This window comes from Legionella cincinnatiensis, from assembly GCF_900452415.1.
GTDB classification, from domain to species: domain Bacteria; phylum Pseudomonadota; class Gammaproteobacteria; order Legionellales; family Legionellaceae; genus Legionella; species Legionella cincinnatiensis.
In genome coordinates, this window is sequence record NZ_UGNX01000001.1 from 69575 (window position 1) to 89632 (window position 20058).

Consider the following 20058-nt stretch of genomic DNA (forward strand, 5'->3'; position numbering starts at 1 on the left):
TATAGTGTTGATCGCTTCACGTTAGAATCAGCAAAGTCAAAATCCATTATCAAACAATAATTAATAATGAATTAATCTGTGCTATCTTTTAACTTATAAGGTTTTTGAAAGGGATTAGCGCGTGTGCAAAATTCACATGATGCCAAAATCTATATCTATGCCAACTGTTCTAAGGATATCTATATTTAGTGTCCTCATCTTTATTTTATTCATTAATAGTTCCCATGCTTATACGGCAAGAATAGTTGAATTAAATATAAAGGGGGCAATTGGACCAGCCACAGCAGACTACATCGTTCGTAATATTGATAAGGCCCAACAGGCGGATTTGATTTTAATTACTCTTGATACTCCTGGCGGGCTTGATGAAGCAACGCGAACTATAATACAAAAATTTTTATCCTCTAAAGTACCTATTGTGACTTATGTAAGCCCAAAAGGGGCGCGAGCTGCAAGCGCTGGTACTTATATCCTTTATGCCAGCACGTTAACTGCAATGGCTCCTGGAACACAATTAGGTGCAGCAAGTCCTGTGAGTTTAAATGAAATAGGATTTGTAGATGAAAGTGATACAAAAAAACAATCAACAAGCAAAGAAAAGATGACTAATGATGCGCTGGCAACCATGCGTACTTTAGCACAGTTAAGGGGACGTGATCCTGTATTTGCTCAAAAAGCAGTCTTAAATGCATCCACACTAACTTCTACAGAAGCATTAAAAGAAGGAGTAATCAATTACATTGCCACGGATGAAAAAGATTTATTATCCCAATTAAATGGCATAGTGGTGATGCAAAATGACCAAAAAATAACATTAAATACCACTAACCCCATAATCAAGATTATTAATCCTGATTGGCGCACACGTTTTTTATCATTGATTACTGTTCCAACATTAGCATATCTTCTACTTTTGCTGGGGATATATGGCATTTTCTTTGAGTTGGTTAATCCAGGGCATGTATTACCAGGGGTAATTGGCGCTATATCTTTATGCCTTGCTTTCTATGCACTGCAATTATTGCCTATTAATTATGCAGGTTTTTTCCTCATTATCTTAGGTATAGGCTTCATTATTGCAGAAGCATTTATACCTGCATACGGAGCATTAGGAGGTGGTGGTACTATAGCTTTTGTCATAGGTTCTATTATGCTATTTGATACTCATACGCAAATGTATCACATAGCTTGGTCTGTGATATGGATAATGGCTTTAGTCAATATACTTCTTTTTATAGTCTTATTAGGTGTTGCTTTAAAAGCGAGAGGCCAAAGTGTTAAACATGGATTAGCTGTTTTGGAGGGAGCTAAGGGGAGAGCGCTTGGTGATATTGATCGAGAAGGGCAGGCAATCATTCGTGGAGAAATCTGGAGCGTGCGTTCTCAAGAGTTTATTGCGGCGACTAAGCCGATAAAAGTAATTAAAGCATCAGGCCTTATTCTGGATGTTAAAGAGGATTTAGAGAATCAAGGAGAGTAAAAATGGGTCCCTTTTTAATAATTATTTTAGTATTAGCCATTATGTTCTTTACATCAGCAATTAAAGTTTTCAGAGAATATGAGCGAGGTGTTGTATTTATGCTAGGACGCTTTTGGCGCGTAAAAGGCCCAGGATTAATTCTTGTTATTCCTATAATTCAACAAGTAGTACGTGTTGATCTGCGGACTATCGTCATGGATGTGCCAAGTCAAGACGTCATATCTAAAGATAATGTGTCAGTAAGGGTAAATGCTGTTTTATATTTTCGTGTGGTAACACCAGAAAATGCAATTATCCAGGTAGCCAACTACTATGAAGCAACCAGTCAGTTAGCACAAACTACTTTACGTTCCGTACTGGGGCAGCACGAGTTGGATGAAATGCTCTCCGAACGGGAACGATTAAATAGTGATGTCCAAAAAATATTAGATTCTCAAACGGATAGCTGGGGAATTAAAGTGTCAAACGTTGAGATTAAACGTGTTGACTTGGATGAAAGTATGATAAGAGCAATTGCGCGACAAGCCGAAGCAGAGCGCGAAAGAAGAGCTAAAATAATTCATGCGGAAGGCGAATTACAAGCTTCAGCAAAGTTATTGCAAGCATCACAGGTTTTGGCCCAACAACCCCAAGCCATGCAATTGCGTTATTTACAAACGCTGTCTCAAATAGCAACTAATAATAACTCAACTATAATTTTCCCAATGCCTATGGAATTAGGAGATATTTTAGCGAATATGGCAGCAAAAAAATAAAGGATAATTCCTTATTTGAATGATTTGCTCTAATCGGCTTCTTAGCTCCTGGGAAAAATTCCGAATGGACATCCTGCATGAATGCGGATGCCCATGATTGATGCATGCTTTTCTTCACACGATAAATGAAAACACGCAAGAAATTTTATTTGCTAACCGCTTTGACCGAATACTACAATAACTTGCTCTTTAGCACAGTAATCATTCTATGATGATTTAACCGGTTATCCTGGATAATTTAAAGGATTTAAATATGTATTCCAAAAAATTTAATGGGCCAACGCAATGTTTTGAATTAATTGTCATTGGCCTCGGACTGGTTGGCAGTAGTGCGCTTTATGAAGCTGCAAAATTACTTAATGCAGATTCTTTGGCTTTGTCCTCGAATAAAAAACCAAGAGTGTTAGGCATTGAGCAGTATGAAATACCCCATAAATATGGTTCCAGTCATGGAGAAAGCCGTATTACCCGTCAGGCGATTGGTGAGGGGGCTGCTTATGTATCATTAGCAATTAAATCACAAAATAAATTAAAAGAAATGCACGCTAAAACCAATGGCAAGTTTGGCGCGATATATTATGAGGATAACACCGGTGTTTTAATTATTGGCCCAAAAGATAATCAAAATTCATTACTGCATCATACTAAAGGATTTTTACAAACAACGCAAAATCTGGCGCTCCGCTATCAAATCCCTCACGTTAATTTTAACTCTAAAGAAGAGCTCATTCATCATTTTAAGCAATTCAAATTCAAAGAGCATGAAGGAGCTTATCAGGAACAAACTATAGGAATTATGGATCCTGAGGCATGCATAAAAGCACAAATATATTTAGCACAACAAGAAAATGCAGAAGTACACACTAATGAAAAAGTGCTGAACTTTTGTAAAATGGATAATGGAACAATAAAAGTAACTACATCGAAAGGTGAATACGATACAAATAAGCTTATTATTGCTGCAGGACCATGGATGAGTGATTTTGTTAATCCTGAGGTTCGTGATCAGTTAAGTGTTTATCGTCAAACTGTTTTTTATTTTGAAGTGGCGCCCAATTATCAAGAGCAATTTATGTTAGGCCATTTTCCTCCTTTTATATGGGATCTGGGTAGAAATGAATGTTTATATGGTTTTCCTATCATGCAAAAAGGAAAATCAGCTTTAAAAATAGGGGCAGAAGCTTTTTCATACCCTACAACCCCCTCTTTAGTTAATCGTACAGTCAGTGAACGAGAAAAGCGGGAGATGTATGAGCAGTTCATTGAGCCCAATTTACATGGGGTTCTACCCCTCTGTACTGACGCGTTCGTATGCTTATATACGCAAACTCCTGACTCTCAATTTCAAGTTGATTATCTGCCAGGATTTGAGCCTAAAGTGATATTTGCTGCAACGTGTGCAGGCCATGGTGCAAAGCACTCTCCTGCAGTTGGTGAGGCCTTGGCCCAACAAATGATTTGGGGTTATAATGACGAAAATATTTTAAAGCTTAGTAAGACTTGCTCGATATAAAGAAAACATGCCATAGGTTACAAGGCTAAATTTAATAAAAAATCCGGCGAGGTTTGAGTAGAAATGAAATTTTGGTGGCGAGGCTTATTATGGGTAATAAAAATACATAAGAAATGGCCTCGATCATTTTAAACAGGGATTTTCTTCTTCCTTCTGCCAGAGCATAATGTTCGCTAAATTTTTTAAAAAGTAGCCAATTAGCAATTTTAATACCGCTTGCTTTATAGCCTATAAAAAAATAACCTGTAAAATATCCATAAAATTGAAAAAGCTTTTTCGGATAAAAAACATAAGTAGCTGCAGCTGAAGCTTCAAGATAAGTTGTATAGTGCCAACAATTCTTGGGTAAGAATAGCATCTCCCCTGGGCCAAGGGTGACATCATATCCTTCTGCTTGATTTAATCGTGGAAATTGGTGGCATAGGTCATCCCAGGGATAACCAAATTCAATTAAACTATCACCAACGTAGGGTAATTTATAAATATATTCGCTTTGATCTTCAGTAAATAATAAGAGTCGCTTCTTTCCACTTAAACATAAATGCAGATTACAACAATGCTCTCTGTCAAAATGCATCTCTGTATGAGCGCCCTTTCCACCGAAAAAATAAGAAACTTTTAATTTTTTATTAAAATATCTGGGTCGAAATGGAATTTTTTGCCAAAGAGGTACATGTTTTTCAATTTCGGCTGAAAGTTGTCTAGGCAGAATCAAACCAAAAATTCGATGCGGCATGTTGTTGTCCATTTGTTGCATGATGGTCTTATAATCACCTGCTTGACATGATTTCCATAGATCATTTTCATAGGTATCATAGGTTATTTCTCCATACACAAGATTGGCAAAATAATCTAAATTATATTTTTCAGCAAAAGATTTGATTTTTATTAATACAGGTTCTTTGGAGCGGTAAAGAATTTGTTTAAGACTTTCTTCTTCCCCATAGCGATATTCAATTTCCTGAATTTTTTTTGCTTTCACTTCTTAACCCTTTGAATAAAAGAATAAAAATAATTTCTCAGGTGTTTTTTTCCACTTATTTCCATAGAAATTTTGGCGTTCCTATTCATAAGTATAAGCGAACATTCTTTCGTTTGTTCACTATTTATGATAGAACTCATTTTTTTGATGAGCATGAGGTTTATATTGTGTCAATTAAATCAGATAAATGGATAGAAAAAATGGCGCTGGAACATGGAATGATATCTCCATTCCAGTCAAGGCAAGTGCGTGAAAATGATAGTGGACGAATTATTTCTTATGGTGTGTCGAGCTATGGCTATGATGTCCGTTGTGCCAATGAGTTTAAGATTTTTACTAATATTAATTCAGCGATTGTCGACCCCAAAGCCTTTGATGAAAACAGTTTCGTTGATGTCCATTCCGATGTATGTATTATCCCGCCCAATTCATTTGCTTTAGCAAGAACAGTAGAGTATTTTCGTATCCCACGTAATGTTCTTACAATTTGTCTTGGTAAGTCTACTTATGCTCGTTGTGGGATTATTGTCAATGTGACGCCTTTAGAGCCCGAATGGGAAGGACATGTGACATTGGAATTTTCAAATACTACCACGTTACCTGCCAAAATTTATGCCAATGAAGGGGTGGCACAAATGCTGTTTTTAGAGGCCACTGAAGTTTGTGCTGTCTCATATCGTGATCGCAATGGGAAATATCAGGGGCAAACAGGAGTGACTTTACCCAAAGCGTAATTTATATTAGCCGAAGATAAAAAATTTAGAACCCTAAAAATAGAGGTGCTGATAATTCTCATACCTATGCCAAAATGGTACTTTTCATGCACCCATTTTTTAATTAAGATCTACCCAATAGGGCCGTCCTCGGCCTGTTACTCCTCGGGCAGCTCGTACTTATCACGTGAAGCATCAACGCGTTCGCGTAATTCTTTCCCTGGTTTGAAGTGAGGACTATATTTGGCTGTGGTCACCACTTTTTCCCCCGTTTTGGGATTATGGGCATTACGTGGTGGACGATAATGAAGAGAAAAACTACCAAATCCTCGAATTTCTATTCTCTGATTTTTAATGAGTGCTTCGCTCATTAATTCAAGAATTCTATTTACACTATCAGCTATTTGTTTCTCAGTAAGATGCGTCATTCGAGAAGCGATGTGTTCAATGAGTTCCGATTTAATCATATCCACCCCTTGTTGTCGCATGTGTCAAAGTCTGCTACCAGTAAAGATTCGGCGCTAACAATTATTCCTTATTTATAAGTATAGACTGGTAAAAAAATTATTCAATATTTTCAAGACAGTTAGTTCAATATGTTTTTTCGCGTATGAATATAGGCAGAAACAACCCCCCAACTCATTTTTACTTTAGTCTGCTTCAACAGATTGAAATGGATACAGGGTAGGGGTTTACTGGTTGTAATGATTGTGTTGAGGTGTGGTAAGTGATCTATTTTACAACATAGTTTCTCCCAGGTTGGGCCAAAAAAAGCAGTGGAGTTAATAAAAATAAGTGTTGCATCATTTAGGTTTGCCTCGAGAAAATCACCTAAACGAAACTTAATTTTCTTTGCCTGCCGCTCATATTGTTCCAGGGCTGCTAATTGTTCTACTTGGTGGCAGGAGTGTAAATATAATTCAGGAAACAATTCGATACCAATGCTTTTATGGACAGGAAATACCATACCGCAAGCAATGACTGCTTTTCCTGTTCCAGATCCTAAATCATAAAATACAGTATTTTCATTGGGATTTATTAGCGATAAAAGTGCGATAAAAGAGAAAAACTCAATTTCTCCATATGCATACTCCATTGCGTCGTGTCTTCGTCGTGCATTTTGCGATAATATAAATCCATTGCTTGTTTGATATAGATGATGAAAAATTTGCGCATGCTCTTGCAAATGTAACGATTTTTGCCATCGCTTAATTTGAAAATATTTTTTTTTGTGATGTAAATGAAGTAGCGCGACTAGAAATATAAAAAACAAGCAAACAAAATACGGTATTAACTGGTTCAAAATAAGTCCTTATAAATTTGAGCTTTTTCTTATTGCTTCTTTTCCAATAAAGTCATCAGTTCGCTATTTAGAGATTACTATAGCGAATTATTTTGTTTTTATCCTCTGGATAGCACTTATCAGTCTCAAATCCCTATAAATTCTTTTTATTTTCAAAAATATAAAGAATTAAATCAGCTTAACTCTTGCAAAGGTGAACAAGTAAAATTATTGTACGTAGTATAAAATTATAATGTTAAGTGTTATTTTATTATGATGTTTTGCTTTAGAAATAAAATAAGTGTAGATTTATATTTCATGATGTGTAATTAGTTAATATTTCCTTAATTTTGATTCATTAGAATGGAAATATATAGAGGTTTGGAGAGAGCATTATGGTTGCACTTTCGAGTGGTTTTTTTAGTAATAAAACACAGGGATATAAGCCGCGCGAAGAGTATAGCTTCATCAATGTAGGCAACGAGCAGTTTCATGCTGCGGCAGTGGCTTTGATTGATGCTTTATATGGTACGCAGCGTGGTAATGATGCACTTTTGAGAAAAATATTAGAGCGTTTTTATCATTATTTTCCTAGATATGTCAGTAGCCAACCCTTTTTAACGTTGCCAGAGCGTATGGGAATCTTGCTTAACAATACTCGTAAGACAGAACTTGTTGAATGTATGGCTTATGTATTACGTCAGCTGACCGTAGATGAGTTATATATTCATCCTCTTAAATACCGTGAGGTATTTAATGGGTTAAGCTCTGAAACTCCAAAAAATTATTTACGTGATCCTAAAGTCAAGTTGCCTCCTAGTGCTTTAAATGCTCTAGCACATGCTTTGGGAGTTACTGTTACTTTATCTTTTAAAGAACCAGGAAAGGAACTGAGAAAAAGAGATGTGTATGACGGAGAAGCATAATGTCTAAACTTAATTTAATGATTCAAATTCAAGGGGAACAGTATTTCCCGGCTGTAAAGCATAAAACAGAATTTGCTTATGTGGGTCAATTAGCCATTAATGCGCCTAAACCTGTCGAAGAGACACATGAGCAAGACGAAACTCTAGCAGAGATTATGCATCTGATAGCCCGAGATAATAAAGAGTTATTACAGTCCTACGATCAATGGCGCAAGACCATTTTATCTATGGTACTTGCTGGCGAATTGACTTACGACCAACTAATGAATCTTTATATTACTTTTTTGCCTGCACAATCAAATGGTATTTTATCATTGTCTACCTTAGATCAGTCAATGAGAACGCCAGTTATTGCTAGTGTCCCAGCTGAGAAAGAGCAGCATACGAAAGAATTGTTGGCGAGTGCTTTAGCGAGTTGGATTAGTACAAAGCAAGTTGAACCTGATAGCTTGTTTGATCAAATAGAAAATCAATCTACAGCTGTATTGAGGTAATATTCATTAGTTCAAGCGACGCGGAGTTCACAAAACTCCGCGCGGCAAACCATTAGGATTAGAGAAATCCTTGTGCTTTCATCCACTCATCATTGGCAAATTTAGACATATAATTACGAATTGAGTCAGGTAAAATAACGAGGCATTTTTGTCCTTTACTTAAAGATTTTGCGGCCTGTAGTGCAGCCCACATAGCAGCACCAGAAGAGCCTCCTACTAATAAGCCTTCTTCTCGCATTAACTCTCTTGCTGTTTGAAAGGAATTGGCATCATTGATTTTAATATACTTATCGATTAATTGATTATCCAACACATCTGGGAAGAAATCATAACCTATGCCTTCTACATGATAGGACTTGATTTCAGTTCCGCCACCAAGAATGGATCCTTCTGGATCAACGCCAATGATTTTGATTGAAGGATTATATTCTTTAAGACGTTTTGCTATCCCGGTAATAGTACCACCGGTGCCCACGCTTGCAACGATCATGTGTAAGTCTTTGCCAAAATCATCAATGATTTCTTGGGCTGTACCTCGATAATGAGCATTAGGGTTATTGGGATTCGCGTACTGGTCAAGAATATATGAGTTAGGAATTTCTGCATGCAGTTTTTTTGCTAAAGAAATGTGGCTTTCGGGATCATTATATGCAGCTTCTGTAGGGGTGCGGTAAATTTTTGCTCCCAAGCGTTCGAGTACCGATTGCTTTTCTTGGCTCATTTTTTCGGGCATGGTAATAATGACTTTATAGCCCAGTACCGCTCCTGCTAAAGCAATACCTATTCCTGTATTCCCAGAAGTGGGCTCTATGAGCGTATAACCTGGTTTTATGAGACCATCTCGTTCCGCATGAACGACCATCTCATATCCAATACGATCTTTGACGGAGCCTCCTGGGTTAAAAAACTCACATTTGGCATAGAGCTCACACTCGAGATCACGACCGAGGCGATTAATTTTTACGACGGGAGTATGTCCAATGGTCGCAAGTATGTTCGAGTAAATCATATTGGGTCCTTGATTGAAAGATAGGGATTTTAATTATAGGGCTTTTCATCACAAAAAAAAATTTTTATAGCTTAAGTTTTAAAGCAATCGAGAAATGGATTGATTAATATTTTAGCATTGATATAATGTTTTTTAGCCTTTCATCTCGACAAGGATTTAGTATGTTTGCTCGATTTTTTCAAGCTGCAAATCGCGCAGCTCCTTTAGTATCTAGAAACTTAAGTAACTCTATCATTGCTCAGGACATGAATCGTTTATTTTCTTCGTCTGCCAGCCACATACCCAAACCACATAGTAAAGAATACCTGCAGTTACAACAAAAATTATTTAAACTGGATGATATACCTACAGATTTGACCGTATTACATAAAGGAACAGAGCTGGTTGGGTTAAATATTACCGCAGCAGAGCCTCGTTTTTTAAACACAGGCCCAGTATATAATCCTCAAATATTAAAGACGATCTCTGATAGTGAAAAAAATGAATGGCTAGAAATGGCTAAATCGTATTACGCCCAACTTGGGAAATATGAACTCTTATGCGATGTTAATTGCGTTACTACTAAGTCAGAAGCTGGGGTTCCTATTCATTATATTGATCATAGTTTGCTTCACGTGAAATCTTATACCCCTCTAGAAAAAGTATTTGATGTTAAGATAAATACCCCAACACTATAATGCTATATCGGAACTCTTCTCCGAATTGATTTGTAATTGTTGCTAGAGATGGATTTGATATTCTTTAAAATTCCTGGGTTACGGCTCTGCCTTCACCCAGGTTACGGTCATTTATAGTGAGTGGAGTCTCTGATTACTTCTATTCGCTTCCACTAGGACCAGGAGAAGATAATGATTGCTCTTTGTCTTGTTCACTAGTCTGGAGATTTTCCTTATAGAGCTCATAGTGTAATGCAAAATGCTCAGTAACCAAATCCAGGGCATCGCCAACTTTGGGAGCCATTGAACTTTGTGGATCGACACACTCTTTTAATGATTCTGGAACCGCATGAAGAAGCTCCGTAGGTGTCAACTCTACAAAAGGCTGTTTCCAAACATTATGGTTAACCCAATGTAAGGCTGGAAGAACTTCATAATAATTATGATATCCTTGTTTGTAAAAATTACAGCCTGCTAGAACCATACCTAAGATAATCGTCGCATGAGGACCATCTACAAGCCCTGACTTCCCCGCTTTATGTAAAAGCCCCAATGAAGCTTGCATTACTGCTCCAGTAGTTCCTGAAACATCAAAAAAATGGGGCAAATTCATATGGTCATGGAGATGGATGGTCCTACCCTTGGGATCTCTAACGATTACGCTACGTAGTTGCGGGATCTCTGGAAGAGGGCCGCCCTTATGTGCACAACATTCAAGATAATGATTAATTGTAACACGCTCTTCATCTGTTATTGGGGCGCCTTGAGCATATTGCTGCATTTGCAAATGCGCATAGGGTGAGCCTGGTGCTTTAATGTATGGAACATGAAAAAGGCTTAATGAAGGCATCATCACTGTTTCCATAAAACGCTCTAAATCGCCTATATCCCTTTGTTCTTTTTTCGCCTTAGCAACTTTACAGTGAGGACTTCCATAGGTATTGGCAATCATACCCAAAGGGGATAACACAACTTCAAGAACTCTTGATAGTTGTTGCGGTGAAACCTTTTTATCACCGGTAAGGATGCGAATTAACTCAGACTGATTTTCGACCATATCTTTAGAGCGACTTTCTTTAACATTAGAACCCAGCTCAAAAAGGCTTCCCAACGTTTTTGGATCTAATGTAGATAATTCTTTCCCAAGCTCAGCAGCTATAACACGACTGGTTTGATCAATTTGTGGGTTTGGATTTCTTAATATTCCTATTGCGGTGCGCATTAATAATAAGTGTTCAGGGCAAACAGCAAAAATTTTATCTACTGCGCAAGCCTGGCCATAGGTACTTCCGTGAGCATATACAACGGATGAATGAACTATTTTTCCGGAAGCTAATGGTGGTTGCACTACAGCGGTTTCACGTAAAGAGTGCGTTGTTGGTACTATTGTTGCTAATGTTAGCGTTTTAGCAATCTCTTGTTTTGTAGGATTCGTCCATTCTTGATCAAATCGCTTGGAAGCATAGGTAGATATTCCTCGGCTAGGAGCCCCATTAATAAAAGAAGCAGTAATTTTTTGAGCATTGTAGCGCAATACAGTACTGCCACCCCTAGTTAGTATTTTTGAAAACATAATAGTATATACCTCACATATTCACACATAATGGTATTTGTAAAATACAAATTGGTTGTTAAAAAATGTTTTAATTAAGTTTTAATCAAAATGCAGTGTGTTATTTTTGTTTGTTTTGCTCTATTTTACATTACAATGATTAAAGAATTGTTAAGTAAATCTTTTTGTAAATTATTTAGTGAAAAAATAGATTATTAGAGTTGCACTATGTTTTACGGGGGCTCACTGCCATAAACTTAACGTGAGTTATGAATAGGAAATAAATAAATTATTGAAAATAATGAATAAAAATAAGGTTCTTAGTAAATTTCGACTTTTTTCATCCTAGCCAGGTAAGAAAGGAGTCAAAAGGTTACTAGCACCTGTGGTTGAAGTTTTCTGTAATATTGATGATTTTTGCAATAATTATTCGAAAAAAGAAAAACAAAAATATCTTCTCAGTCCGATCAAATCCATTTGCCATATGGAGCATTCTCGGCATCGTAGTCCCCTTAATTTTTTAGTTAATCTTGCTGGGGGGTTTGCGGCTTACTCTATTAAACCCGTAAACCCTCCATTAAAACAACTAAACTACCCCGATCTTTAAATAATGCGCTTATCCATAATTGACGTTCACTTAATGGGAGTTGCGTATAAGCGAACATGGATTTACTTCCTCCTGTTCGGGCTGAGGAAGCGCATAGCGCTGTCTCGAAGCCTAGCACAAATGTTCAAGTTCCATGCTAAGGCATCGAGATGGCATAAATGCCTCCTCAGCCTGAACGGGTTGGGACAAAGGCTGGATCTCAATAGATTCTTTATCCGAAACTCACGTTCACTTAATGGGAGTTGCGTATAAGCGAACATGGATTTACTTCCTCCCGTTCGGGCTGAGGAAGCGCATAGCGCTGTCTCGAAGCCTAGCACAAATGTTCAAGTTGCGAGCTAAGGCATCGAGATGGCATAAATGCCTCCTCAGCCTGAACGGGTTGGGACAAAGGCTGGATCTCAATAGATTCTTTATCCGAAACTCACGTTCACTTAATGGGAGTTGCGTATAAGCGAACATGGATTTACTTCCTCCCGTTCGGGCTGAGGAAGCGCATAGCGCTGTCTCGAAGCCTAGCACAAATGTTCAAGTTGCGAGCTAAGGCATCGAGATGGCATAAATGCCTCCTCAGCCTGAACGGGTTGGGACAAAGGCTGGATCTCAATAGATTCTTTATCCGAAACTCACGTTCACTTAATGGGAGTTGCGTATAAGCGAACATGGATTTACTTCCTCCCGTTCGGGCTGAGGAAGCGCATAGCGCTGTCTCGAAGCCTAGCACAAATGTTCAAGTTCCATGCTAAGGCATCGAGATGGCATAAATGCCTCCTCAGCCTGAACGGGTTGGGACAAAGGCTGGATCTCAATAGATTCTTTATCCGAAACTCACGTTCACTTAATGGGAGTTGCGTATAAGCGAACATGGATTTACTTCCTCCCGTTCGGGCTGAGGAAGCGCATAGCGCTGTCTCGAAGCCTAGCACAAATGTTCAAGTTGCGAGCTAAGGCATCGAGATGGCATAAATGCCTCCTCAGCTTGAACGGGTTGGGACAAAGGCTGGATCTCAATAGATTCTTTATCCGAAACTCACGTTCACTTAATGGGAGTTGCGTATAAGCGAACATGGATTTACTTCCTCCCGTTCGGGCTGAGGAAGCGCATAGCGCTGTCTCGAAGCCTAGCACAAATGTTCAAGTTGCGAGCTAAGGCATCGAGATGGCATAAATGCCTCCTCAGCCTGAACGGCTTGAGACAGAGGCTGGATCTCAATAGATTCTTTATCCGAAACTCACGTTAAACTTAAGGACATTAGTTATCCTCACAAAAGCAAGGGGCTATTGACGGTATGTTGCAAGGCGAAGTTTCTAACAAGATTTGTTGCTTTTTGGAGTCTGACAAGCAAGGGAACGAAAAGGTACCTAAGGCCTAGCGCTGTGGAACTTACGCTTTGATGTAAAATTATTGGAATATTAAGGCGCCGATAATAATTTCTAATGAGTTTGTATTATTTTGTTCTCTGTATTTTCTAATTTACTGATCAAAGTCAACGCAGCCGATAATGCTATCTCTTCCTCTGGACGAAAATCCATTGCCACAGCAAATCCAATATGATCTTCTTCAGGTAACGCTAATTCTCTATTCAAAATTGGTCTAACTTTATCAATGAGTACTTGCATTGCAATATCATCTATTGAAGTAAAATGTATTTTTCTATGAGTTAGCATTTCTCCCAAGGTTATATGTAACGCATATTTCAGTAAATATAAAGCGTCTTCTTGCGATGGCTCTAGGTTGCTTAACTGAATAAGACCTGCTTCATTGTATAAATGGGTAAGCTCATATAGCTCAGGTGAAAAATCATGGTTAAGAATATCGGATTGTTGCACATGTCTCGCTTGGCATCTAAAGAAAAATAAAACAGTATTTTTTCTCTCTAGCTCAGTAATTTTAAAACATCCTTGAAAAATAAAAGGGGTTTCCCAAACAGCAACTAACAAAAGGGTTTCAACCTTAATTCCGGTAAATTTTTTCTTATTTGACATGATACCTCATGTTCCTAATTTGATTTAGTGGTTGATATTATTCTAAGCAAAATCATTAAGCCAGTTTAGATTTACAGCAACATTTAGTGGTCTCAATTGACCTTCTGCTACAATTTTAGGCAACATAAATGAAAAGTGTCCTAAGAAATTAATATGTTTTCGCCCTAATGGTGATAACCTTGCTTCATCTTCTGTCATGATATTCGGCCCATGTTAAATTGTGGCGACTTTCAATTTTATTGTATCAAAATATGGCGTCGGTATTCTTTTGATTTAAAGCAGGAAAATTTATGAAAATTAGACAAATATTGCTTTTTGGGCTCCTATTATTTTTTGGTGGTACTATTTTTGCACAAAGTGGTTTGCCTAAACTATTTTTATTTTTGGGTGGTAACGAGGCAAGCTCATATGAATATGTCCTCAAGAATAATTGTATCTATGGAGTACAAATTATTTACTCATGGAAACAATTAGAACCTAAAAAAGATGTTTATGATTTTTCAAAAATTGAAGATGATTTAGAGTTTCTTAATAAAGCACATAAAAAACTTTTTATCCAACTACAAGACCGCTCATTTGCTCCAGATGTATTTAACGTTCCTAACTATCTCCGCCAAGAAGACGTATATCATGGCGGAGTGGAAAAGCAATATGATTTTCCTGGTGAAGGAAAACCTATTACAACAGGATGGGTAGCACGAACATGGGATCCTGCGGTAAAAGCTCGCTTTCAGTTACTAATACAAAAATTAGCATCTCAATTTGATGGAAAAATATACGGTATAAACCTCCCAGAAACATCGGCTGATTTTGACCCTGACCATATGCCTAAAGATTTTACCTCAGATAAGTATTTTTATTCAGTAATTGATAATATGAGTTACCTAAAAAAGACTTTTCAAAAAAGTAATGTTATTCAGTATGTCAATTTTTTTCCAGGGGAATGGAACAATGACCATCATTACATGAGTAGGTTATTTGCTTTCGCTAGGAATCAACACATTGGCTTAGGCGGTCCAGATGTTGTGCCTTATAGAAATTCTCAGATGAAAAATAGCTATCCTTTTTTTCATAAATTTAAAGGTAGGATAGTAACGGCTATAGCTATCCAAGAACCTGATTATACCTATAAAAACCCAAATACTGGTGATTTTTACAGTTTTTCTGATTTCTATTCTTTCTCGAAAGAATATTTGGGGACATCAATTCTATTTTGGAACGTAGAAGAACCATTTTTTTCAGATCAGCTTTTGCCCAAATTAGATACTAGCTATTTTAAATGTCATGAGTACCATGGTTAGAGTGTCTTTTCGTTCCAATGATTATCATACTCCTTTTTAGACTTTCCGCTGTTGCGGAAGGTGGTGTTTAGGAGAGTATTACCTTCTACAACAGCAGGACTGCATTCAAATTTATTAAGATGTTTCGTGAGACATTTTTATTTTGTGATGACATTTCAGGTAGTTTAAGTGGTGATTTTATTTTTTTTAATCTATATTAAACGTTGATTCATTAAAAACAATAAAAAGCAGGGAGCATACTATGCCAAATTTTAAATCATTAAAATGGTGTTTTGGACTAGCTTTATCTCTTGGGCTAGGTGCATGTAGTATGGATATGCAACGCTCAGAGCACTCGAATTATCCTCAATCTTATGAGCCAATGAATAAAGCGCAAGCGCAAACTCAAAAGCAAGCGGTTAGTAAGCCAAAAGCGAAGCAAAAGACCTATGCTTCCAAAGATCCTACACAACAAGCTACTCCTGGGCCTGCTCGTAAAGCGGCACCTCAAATTCCTGTGATTCAATAATATTAGAATGGCCTTTCTGTTTATAAGACAGAAAGGCACGTATCAGTAAAAAGTTTCATTTACTGGATTTTTCTAGATTAACGGGGTGATGTCATTTCTTCTGGTTTTACAAATTCAGCAAATTGTTCTGCAGTTAAAAAGCCAAGCTTAACTGCTGCTTCTTGCAACGAAGAATTATCATGATGTGCTGTTTTAGCAATTTTAGCTGCTTTATCATAACCTATATGCTGGTTTAATGCGGTGACTAACATTAAGGAATGATGTAAGTAGTAATCAATTACCTTGTGATTGGCCTCGATTCCTTCGGCGCAAAACTCTTGGAAAGAACGACAAGTATCAGTCAATAAGTTAAGAGAATGAAGCACGTTAAGGATGATCACCGGTTTAAATACATTTAATTCAAAATTTCCTTGGCTATCGGCGATACCTACAGTAGCATCATTACCTAAAACTTGCGCACACACCATGGTCATTGCTTCACATTGAGTGGGGTTTACTTTTCCAGGCATAATGGAAGAACCAGGTTCGTTTTCTGGTATTATCAGCTCGCCTATACCACATCGAGGTCCTGATGCTAACCAGCGGATATCATTGGCAATTTTCATGAGTGCACAAGCCAGGGCTTTCATTGCACTGTGAGCAAAAACTAAAGGCTCATGAGATGCCAGAGCGGCAAATTTGTTAGGAGCACTGACAAATGGCAGTTTAGTGATTTGTGCAATATGTTCTGCTACTTTTGTGGCAAACTGAGGATGGGTGTTTAAGCCTGTTCCTACCGCCGTTCCTCCTGCTGCTAATTCATACAGCTCAGGTAAGACATCCTTGAGTCTTTGAATACAAGCGTCAAGTTGAGCAACATAACCTGAAAATTCTTGGCCTAAAGTAATAGGTACTGCATCTTGCAAATGGGTGCGGCCAATTTTAACTATATCTTTAAATGCGGCCATTTTCACTGCGAAGGCATCACGTAAATTCGTGACCGCAGGAATTAATTGTTTATTGAAGGCAATGGCGGCTGCAATATGCATCGCTGTAGGGAAAGTATCATTTGAAGATTGAGACATATTCACATGATCATTGGGATGAATGGGGGATTTACTGCCCATAGTTCCGCCTGCTAATTCGATTGCGCGATTGGAAATGACTTCATTTGCATTCATGTTTGATTGGGTACCACTGCCTGTTTGCCAGACATGTAAAGGAAAATGTTCATCTAACATCCCTTGACTGACTTCCTCAGCAGCTTGAATAATGAGATCTGCTTTTTCTTTAGGTAATTTACCCAAATCAAGATTAGTGAGTGCCGCAGCTTTTTTTAAAATACCGAAAGCGTGCGTCACTTCACGAGGCATAATGTCTTTGCCTATGTTAAAGTGATGTAGCGAGCGCTCAGTTTGTGCTCCCCAATATTTATCAGCAGGAACAGTAATTTCGCCCATACTGTCGGATTCGATACGTGTTTTACTCATAATTTTTAATTTCCTTGCCCCGTTGATGAAATAAAAAATTCTATCATATGGGACAAAAATAAGTAATTTTTGTTATAGTGCTGTTAACGTTTTAACTCAGTTAGGCAACGAAAGAGAAAAAAAACTCATGAGAGCAGTACGTATTTATCAGCCAGGAAACTACGACACAGGCCAGCTACTCGAATTGTCTCCAGAAGCGAGCCAACATGTTGGCGTTGTTTTGCGTATGCAAGTTGGAGAACCTCTTACTTTATTTTGTGGTGATAACCGAGAGTTTGAAGCAATCATCGAGACGGTGAAAAAAAAGCAGGTTATTGTCGTTGTCGGTTCAATAAAAAATGCAAGCCGAGAATCACCTTTAGCGATTCATTTGGCGCAAGCCATTTCCAAAGGGGAGCGTATGGAATGGGTGATGCAAAAAGCGGTCGAATTAGGCGTCGCCAGCATCACTCCTGTTATTACAGAACGCTGCGTGGTCAAATTAGATCAAGAGCGAATGACCAAAAAACTTCACCAGTGGCAGGCTATAGTAATTGCTGCTTGTGAACAATCAGGACGCAATAGTGTTCCTACCGTTCATGCACCTATTACCCTAAACCGTTATATGGAAGAGGCTCGAGCTGAATTAAAATTTATTTTACACCCAGGCGGCAATAAAACTTGGCGTGATTACACTCTTAAAGTCGTGGATATTGTTTTACTTATTGGCCCAGAAGGTGGGTTAAGTGAACAAGAGGTGCAAGAGACAAGTAAGCATGGATTTCTGCCGCTCTCTTTAGGCCCCAGAATTTTACGTACAGAAACAGCGGCAATTACTGCATTAAGTGTGTTGCAAGCAGTGGGCGGTGATCTATAATAGTAAATTAACCAATTTTAAACAACAGAGGTTTACACATGAGCGATCTTATTAAAACCATAACAGACGCAAGCTTTGAACAAGAAGTCATGCAATCCAATAAGCCCGTATTAGTTGATTTTTGGGCTGAGTGGTGCGGCCCATGTCGTGCATTAACGCCTATATTGGAAGAAGTAGCTGCTACTCATAGTGAACAAGTGACATTTGCAAAAATTAATATAGATGAGCATCCACAAACTCCGGCAAAATATGGAGTGATGAGTATTCCTACCTTGATTTTATTTAAAAATGGTCAAGTTGAAGCAGTAAAAATGGGTTTGCTGTCAAAATCTCAATTAAGTGCTTTTGTTGAGAGCCACGTATAATTTTTTATTTTTCTAGATAAAAAATGTTGTATCTTTTAGTAAAGCTGTGATAGCCTGTTTGCAATATGTGATATACTAATAATATATCACATAGGCAGCATTGAATCCTTAGCTGCTATTCTTATAAACATTTTCCCGGATATTCAATTCGTTAAACAACCAATCAAGTGAGAAGTATGAATCTTAGTGAACTTAAGCAATTGCCTATTGCCGATCTCTTTAACATCGCACAAGAGATTGGTGTCGAAAATCCTTCCCGTATGCGCAAACAAGAAATTATATTTGCCATTCTTAAAGCCCACGCTTTAAAGGGTGAAGATATACACGGCGATGGAGTTTTAGAAGTCTTGACTGATGGTTTTGGTTTCTTGCGTTCTGCCGATGGGTCTTATTTGGCAGGCCCTGATGACATTTATGTATCCCCCAGTCAAATCCGACGTTTTGGTCTACGTTCTGGCGATACTATTTCGGGTAAAATTCGCCCTCCCAAAGACAATGAACGTTATTTTGCCTTATTAAAGGTTGATGAAATCAACTACGATTCACCGGATAGTGCCAAACGGAAAATTTTATTTGAAAACCTTACCCCATTATTTGCTACAGAACGTTTGGTGATGGAGCAAGGAAATGGCAGTACCGAAGATTTGACTGCACGAGTTGTGGATCTCTGTGCTCCTTTTGGTCGAGGCCAACGTGGCTTAATTGTTTCTCCACCAAAAGCGGGTAAGACATTGATGTTGCAAAACATTGCTCGCTCTATAGAAAAAAATTATCCTGAATGTTATCTCATCGTTTTACTGATTGATGAGCGTCCAGAAGAAGTGACTGAAATGCAACGTTCTGTAAAAGGTGAAGTGGTTGCCAGTACTTTCGATGAGCCCGCTAACCGCCATGTTCAAGTTGCGGAAATGGTTATTGAAAAAGCGAAGCGTTTGGTGGAACACAAGCGTGATGTGGTGATTTTACTTGATTCGATTACGCGTTTAGCGCGTGCTTACAATACGGTGATTCCTTCTTCGGGCAAAGTTCTTACCGGGGGTGTTGATGCCAATGCGCTACAAAGACCTAAGCGTTTGTATGGTGCTGCACGTAATATAGAAGAAGGTGGTAGTTTGACCATTATTGCTACGGCGTTGGTGGACACAGGTTCAAAAATGGATGAAGTGATTTATGAAGAATTCAAGGGAACCGGTAATATGGAAATCCACTTGAGTCGTAATATTGCTGAACGTCGAGTTTTCCCTGCAATTAACATTAATCGCTCAGGCACTCGTCGTGAAGATCTATTGTTGAGTCCAGAAGATCTACAACGTACTTGGATATTACGTAAAATCCTCCAATCTATGGATGAATGTGATGCAATTGAATTCTTGCTTGAGCGCATGAAGAACCATAAAACCAATGCAGAATTCTTCGATGCTATGAAACGCCAAGAGTAAGTAATATCTATATATAAAAAATAGTCTGGGTGAAGGCTATAACTTGCTGCTATTAAGTAAGAAATTTGCTTTATCTCTACCTTCAGCGATTTGATCTTGAGTGATCTTAAAAAATTAAGATACTGAGGATCTAGGCGCTACGAAAACCGTTCAGCCTGAGGGACA

Annotated in this window: 20 protein-coding genes; 12 read left to right on the forward strand and 8 right to left on the reverse strand. The window is 38.1% G+C overall.

Annotated features, from left to right (window positions below; translation table 11 throughout):
- The first annotated feature begins 139 nt into the window (after positions 1–139).
- From DYH34_RS00315 to solA, 3 genes are all read left to right on the forward strand, one after another.
- Complete coding sequence (locus DYH34_RS00315; RefSeq protein ID WP_115342535.1) at positions 140–1480, forward strand: NfeD family protein; 1341 nt, start codon at positions 140–142, stop codon at positions 1478–1480.
- Positions 1481–1482: 2 nt separating this feature from the next.
- Positions 1483–2235, forward strand: a complete 753-nt coding sequence (locus tag DYH34_RS00320) for a slipin family protein (RefSeq protein ID WP_058464178.1) — start codon at positions 1483–1485, stop codon at positions 2233–2235.
- A 253-nt stretch (positions 2236–2488) separates the two neighbouring features.
- Complete coding sequence (gene solA, locus DYH34_RS00325; protein ID WP_058464177.1) at positions 2489–3748, forward strand: N-methyl-L-tryptophan oxidase; 1260 nt, start codon at positions 2489–2491, stop codon at positions 3746–3748.
- A gap of 31 nt (positions 3749–3779) precedes the next feature.
- On the opposite strand, the gene DYH34_RS00330 is transcribed toward solA, so the two are convergent.
- The gene (locus DYH34_RS00330; RefSeq protein WP_058464176.1) at positions 3780–4730 is read right to left on the reverse strand and encodes a cupin-like domain-containing protein; all 951 of its coding nucleotides are present in this window, start codon (positions 4728–4730) and stop codon (positions 3780–3782) included.
- A 167-nt stretch (positions 4731–4897) separates the two neighbouring features.
- Here DYH34_RS00330 and dcd point away from each other — a divergent pair, with 167 nt between their 5' ends.
- Entirely contained in the window at positions 4898–5464 is a 567-nt protein-coding gene (gene dcd / locus DYH34_RS00335; RefSeq protein ID WP_058464339.1) for a dCTP deaminase, read from the forward strand.
- A gap of 137 nt (positions 5465–5601) precedes the next feature.
- On the opposite strand, the gene DYH34_RS00340 is transcribed toward dcd, so the two are convergent.
- Positions 5602–5910 (reverse strand): integration host factor subunit beta, encoded by a 309-nt coding sequence (locus tag DYH34_RS00340; RefSeq protein ID WP_058464175.1) that lies wholly within the window; start codon positions 5908–5910, stop codon positions 5602–5604.
- 119 nt (positions 5911–6029) lie between these two features.
- Positions 6030–6746, reverse strand: a complete 717-nt coding sequence (locus DYH34_RS00345) for a class I SAM-dependent methyltransferase (protein WP_115342536.1) — start codon at positions 6744–6746, stop codon at positions 6030–6032.
- Positions 6747–7120: 374 nt separating this feature from the next.
- On the opposite strand from DYH34_RS00345, the gene DYH34_RS00350 reads away from it, so the two are divergent.
- Together DYH34_RS00350 and DYH34_RS00355 are read left to right on the forward strand one after the other, a co-directional pair.
- Positions 7121–7651: a hypothetical protein gene (locus DYH34_RS00350; RefSeq protein WP_058464173.1), complete on the forward strand. Its 531-nt coding sequence runs from the start codon at positions 7121–7123 to the stop codon at positions 7649–7651.
- Entirely contained in the window at positions 7651–8145 is a 495-nt protein-coding gene (locus tag DYH34_RS00355) for a hypothetical protein (protein ID WP_058464172.1), read from the forward strand. Before DYH34_RS00350 ends, DYH34_RS00355 begins: the two co-directional genes overlap by 1 nt.
- 58 nt (positions 8146–8203) lie before the next feature.
- On the opposite strand, the gene DYH34_RS00360 is transcribed toward DYH34_RS00355, so the two are convergent.
- A complete protein-coding gene (locus tag DYH34_RS00360) occupies positions 8204–9154 on the reverse strand; it encodes a pyridoxal-phosphate dependent enzyme (RefSeq protein WP_058464171.1) in 951 nt (316 codons plus the stop codon).
- A 161-nt stretch (positions 9155–9315) separates the two neighbouring features.
- On the opposite strand from DYH34_RS00360, the gene DYH34_RS00365 reads away from it, so the two are divergent.
- Complete coding sequence (locus tag DYH34_RS00365; RefSeq protein WP_058464170.1) at positions 9316–9831, forward strand: hypothetical protein; 516 nt, start codon at positions 9316–9318, stop codon at positions 9829–9831.
- Between the two features lie 139 nt (positions 9832–9970).
- On the opposite strand, the gene DYH34_RS00370 is transcribed toward DYH34_RS00365, so the two are convergent.
- The 3 genes from DYH34_RS00370 to DYH34_RS17920 all read right to left on the reverse strand — a co-directional run bounded on the left by DYH34_RS00370 (position 9971) and on the right by DYH34_RS17920 (position 14153).
- Positions 9971–11383 (reverse strand): hypothetical protein, encoded by a 1413-nt coding sequence (locus DYH34_RS00370; RefSeq protein ID WP_058464169.1) that lies wholly within the window; start codon positions 11381–11383, stop codon positions 9971–9973.
- A gap of 2020 nt (positions 11384–13403) precedes the next feature.
- Positions 13404–13955 carry a hypothetical protein gene (locus tag DYH34_RS00380; protein WP_058464167.1) on the reverse strand — a complete coding sequence of 184 codons (552 nt, stop codon included), beginning with the start codon at positions 13953–13955 and terminating at the stop codon, positions 13404–13406.
- Positions 13956–13997: 42 nt separating this feature from the next.
- A complete protein-coding gene (locus DYH34_RS17920; protein ID WP_157061442.1) occupies positions 13998–14153 on the reverse strand; it encodes a hypothetical protein in 156 nt (51 codons plus the stop codon).
- 92 nt (positions 14154–14245) lie between these two features.
- Between DYH34_RS17920 and DYH34_RS00385 the strand changes: the two genes are divergently transcribed.
- Both DYH34_RS00385 and DYH34_RS00390 read left to right on the forward strand, forming a co-directional pair.
- Positions 14246–15256 (forward strand): hypothetical protein, encoded by a 1011-nt coding sequence (locus DYH34_RS00385; RefSeq protein ID WP_058464166.1) that lies wholly within the window; start codon positions 14246–14248, stop codon positions 15254–15256.
- A gap of 241 nt (positions 15257–15497) precedes the next feature.
- Entirely contained in the window at positions 15498–15764 is a 267-nt protein-coding gene (locus DYH34_RS00390) for a hypothetical protein (RefSeq protein WP_058464165.1), read from the forward strand.
- Between the two features lie 77 nt (positions 15765–15841).
- On the opposite strand, the gene fumC is transcribed toward DYH34_RS00390, so the two are convergent.
- Entirely contained in the window at positions 15842–17233 is a 1392-nt protein-coding gene (fumC, locus tag DYH34_RS00395; RefSeq protein WP_058464164.1) for a class II fumarate hydratase, read from the reverse strand.
- A gap of 127 nt (positions 17234–17360) precedes the next feature.
- On the opposite strand from fumC, the gene DYH34_RS00400 reads away from it, so the two are divergent.
- The 3 genes from DYH34_RS00400 to rho all read left to right on the forward strand — a co-directional run bounded on the left by DYH34_RS00400 (position 17361) and on the right by rho (position 19893).
- Positions 17361–18089: a 16S rRNA (uracil(1498)-N(3))-methyltransferase gene (locus tag DYH34_RS00400; RefSeq protein WP_058464163.1), complete on the forward strand. Its 729-nt coding sequence runs from the start codon at positions 17361–17363 to the stop codon at positions 18087–18089.
- 38 nt (positions 18090–18127) lie between these two features.
- Positions 18128–18454 carry a thioredoxin gene (trxA, locus tag DYH34_RS00405; protein WP_058464162.1) on the forward strand — a complete coding sequence of 109 codons (327 nt, stop codon included), beginning with the start codon at positions 18128–18130 and terminating at the stop codon, positions 18452–18454.
- 176 nt (positions 18455–18630) lie between these two features.
- A complete protein-coding gene (rho, locus tag DYH34_RS00410; protein WP_027272008.1) occupies positions 18631–19893 on the forward strand; it encodes a transcription termination factor Rho in 1263 nt (420 codons plus the stop codon).
- Positions 19894–20058: the final 165 nt, after the last annotated feature.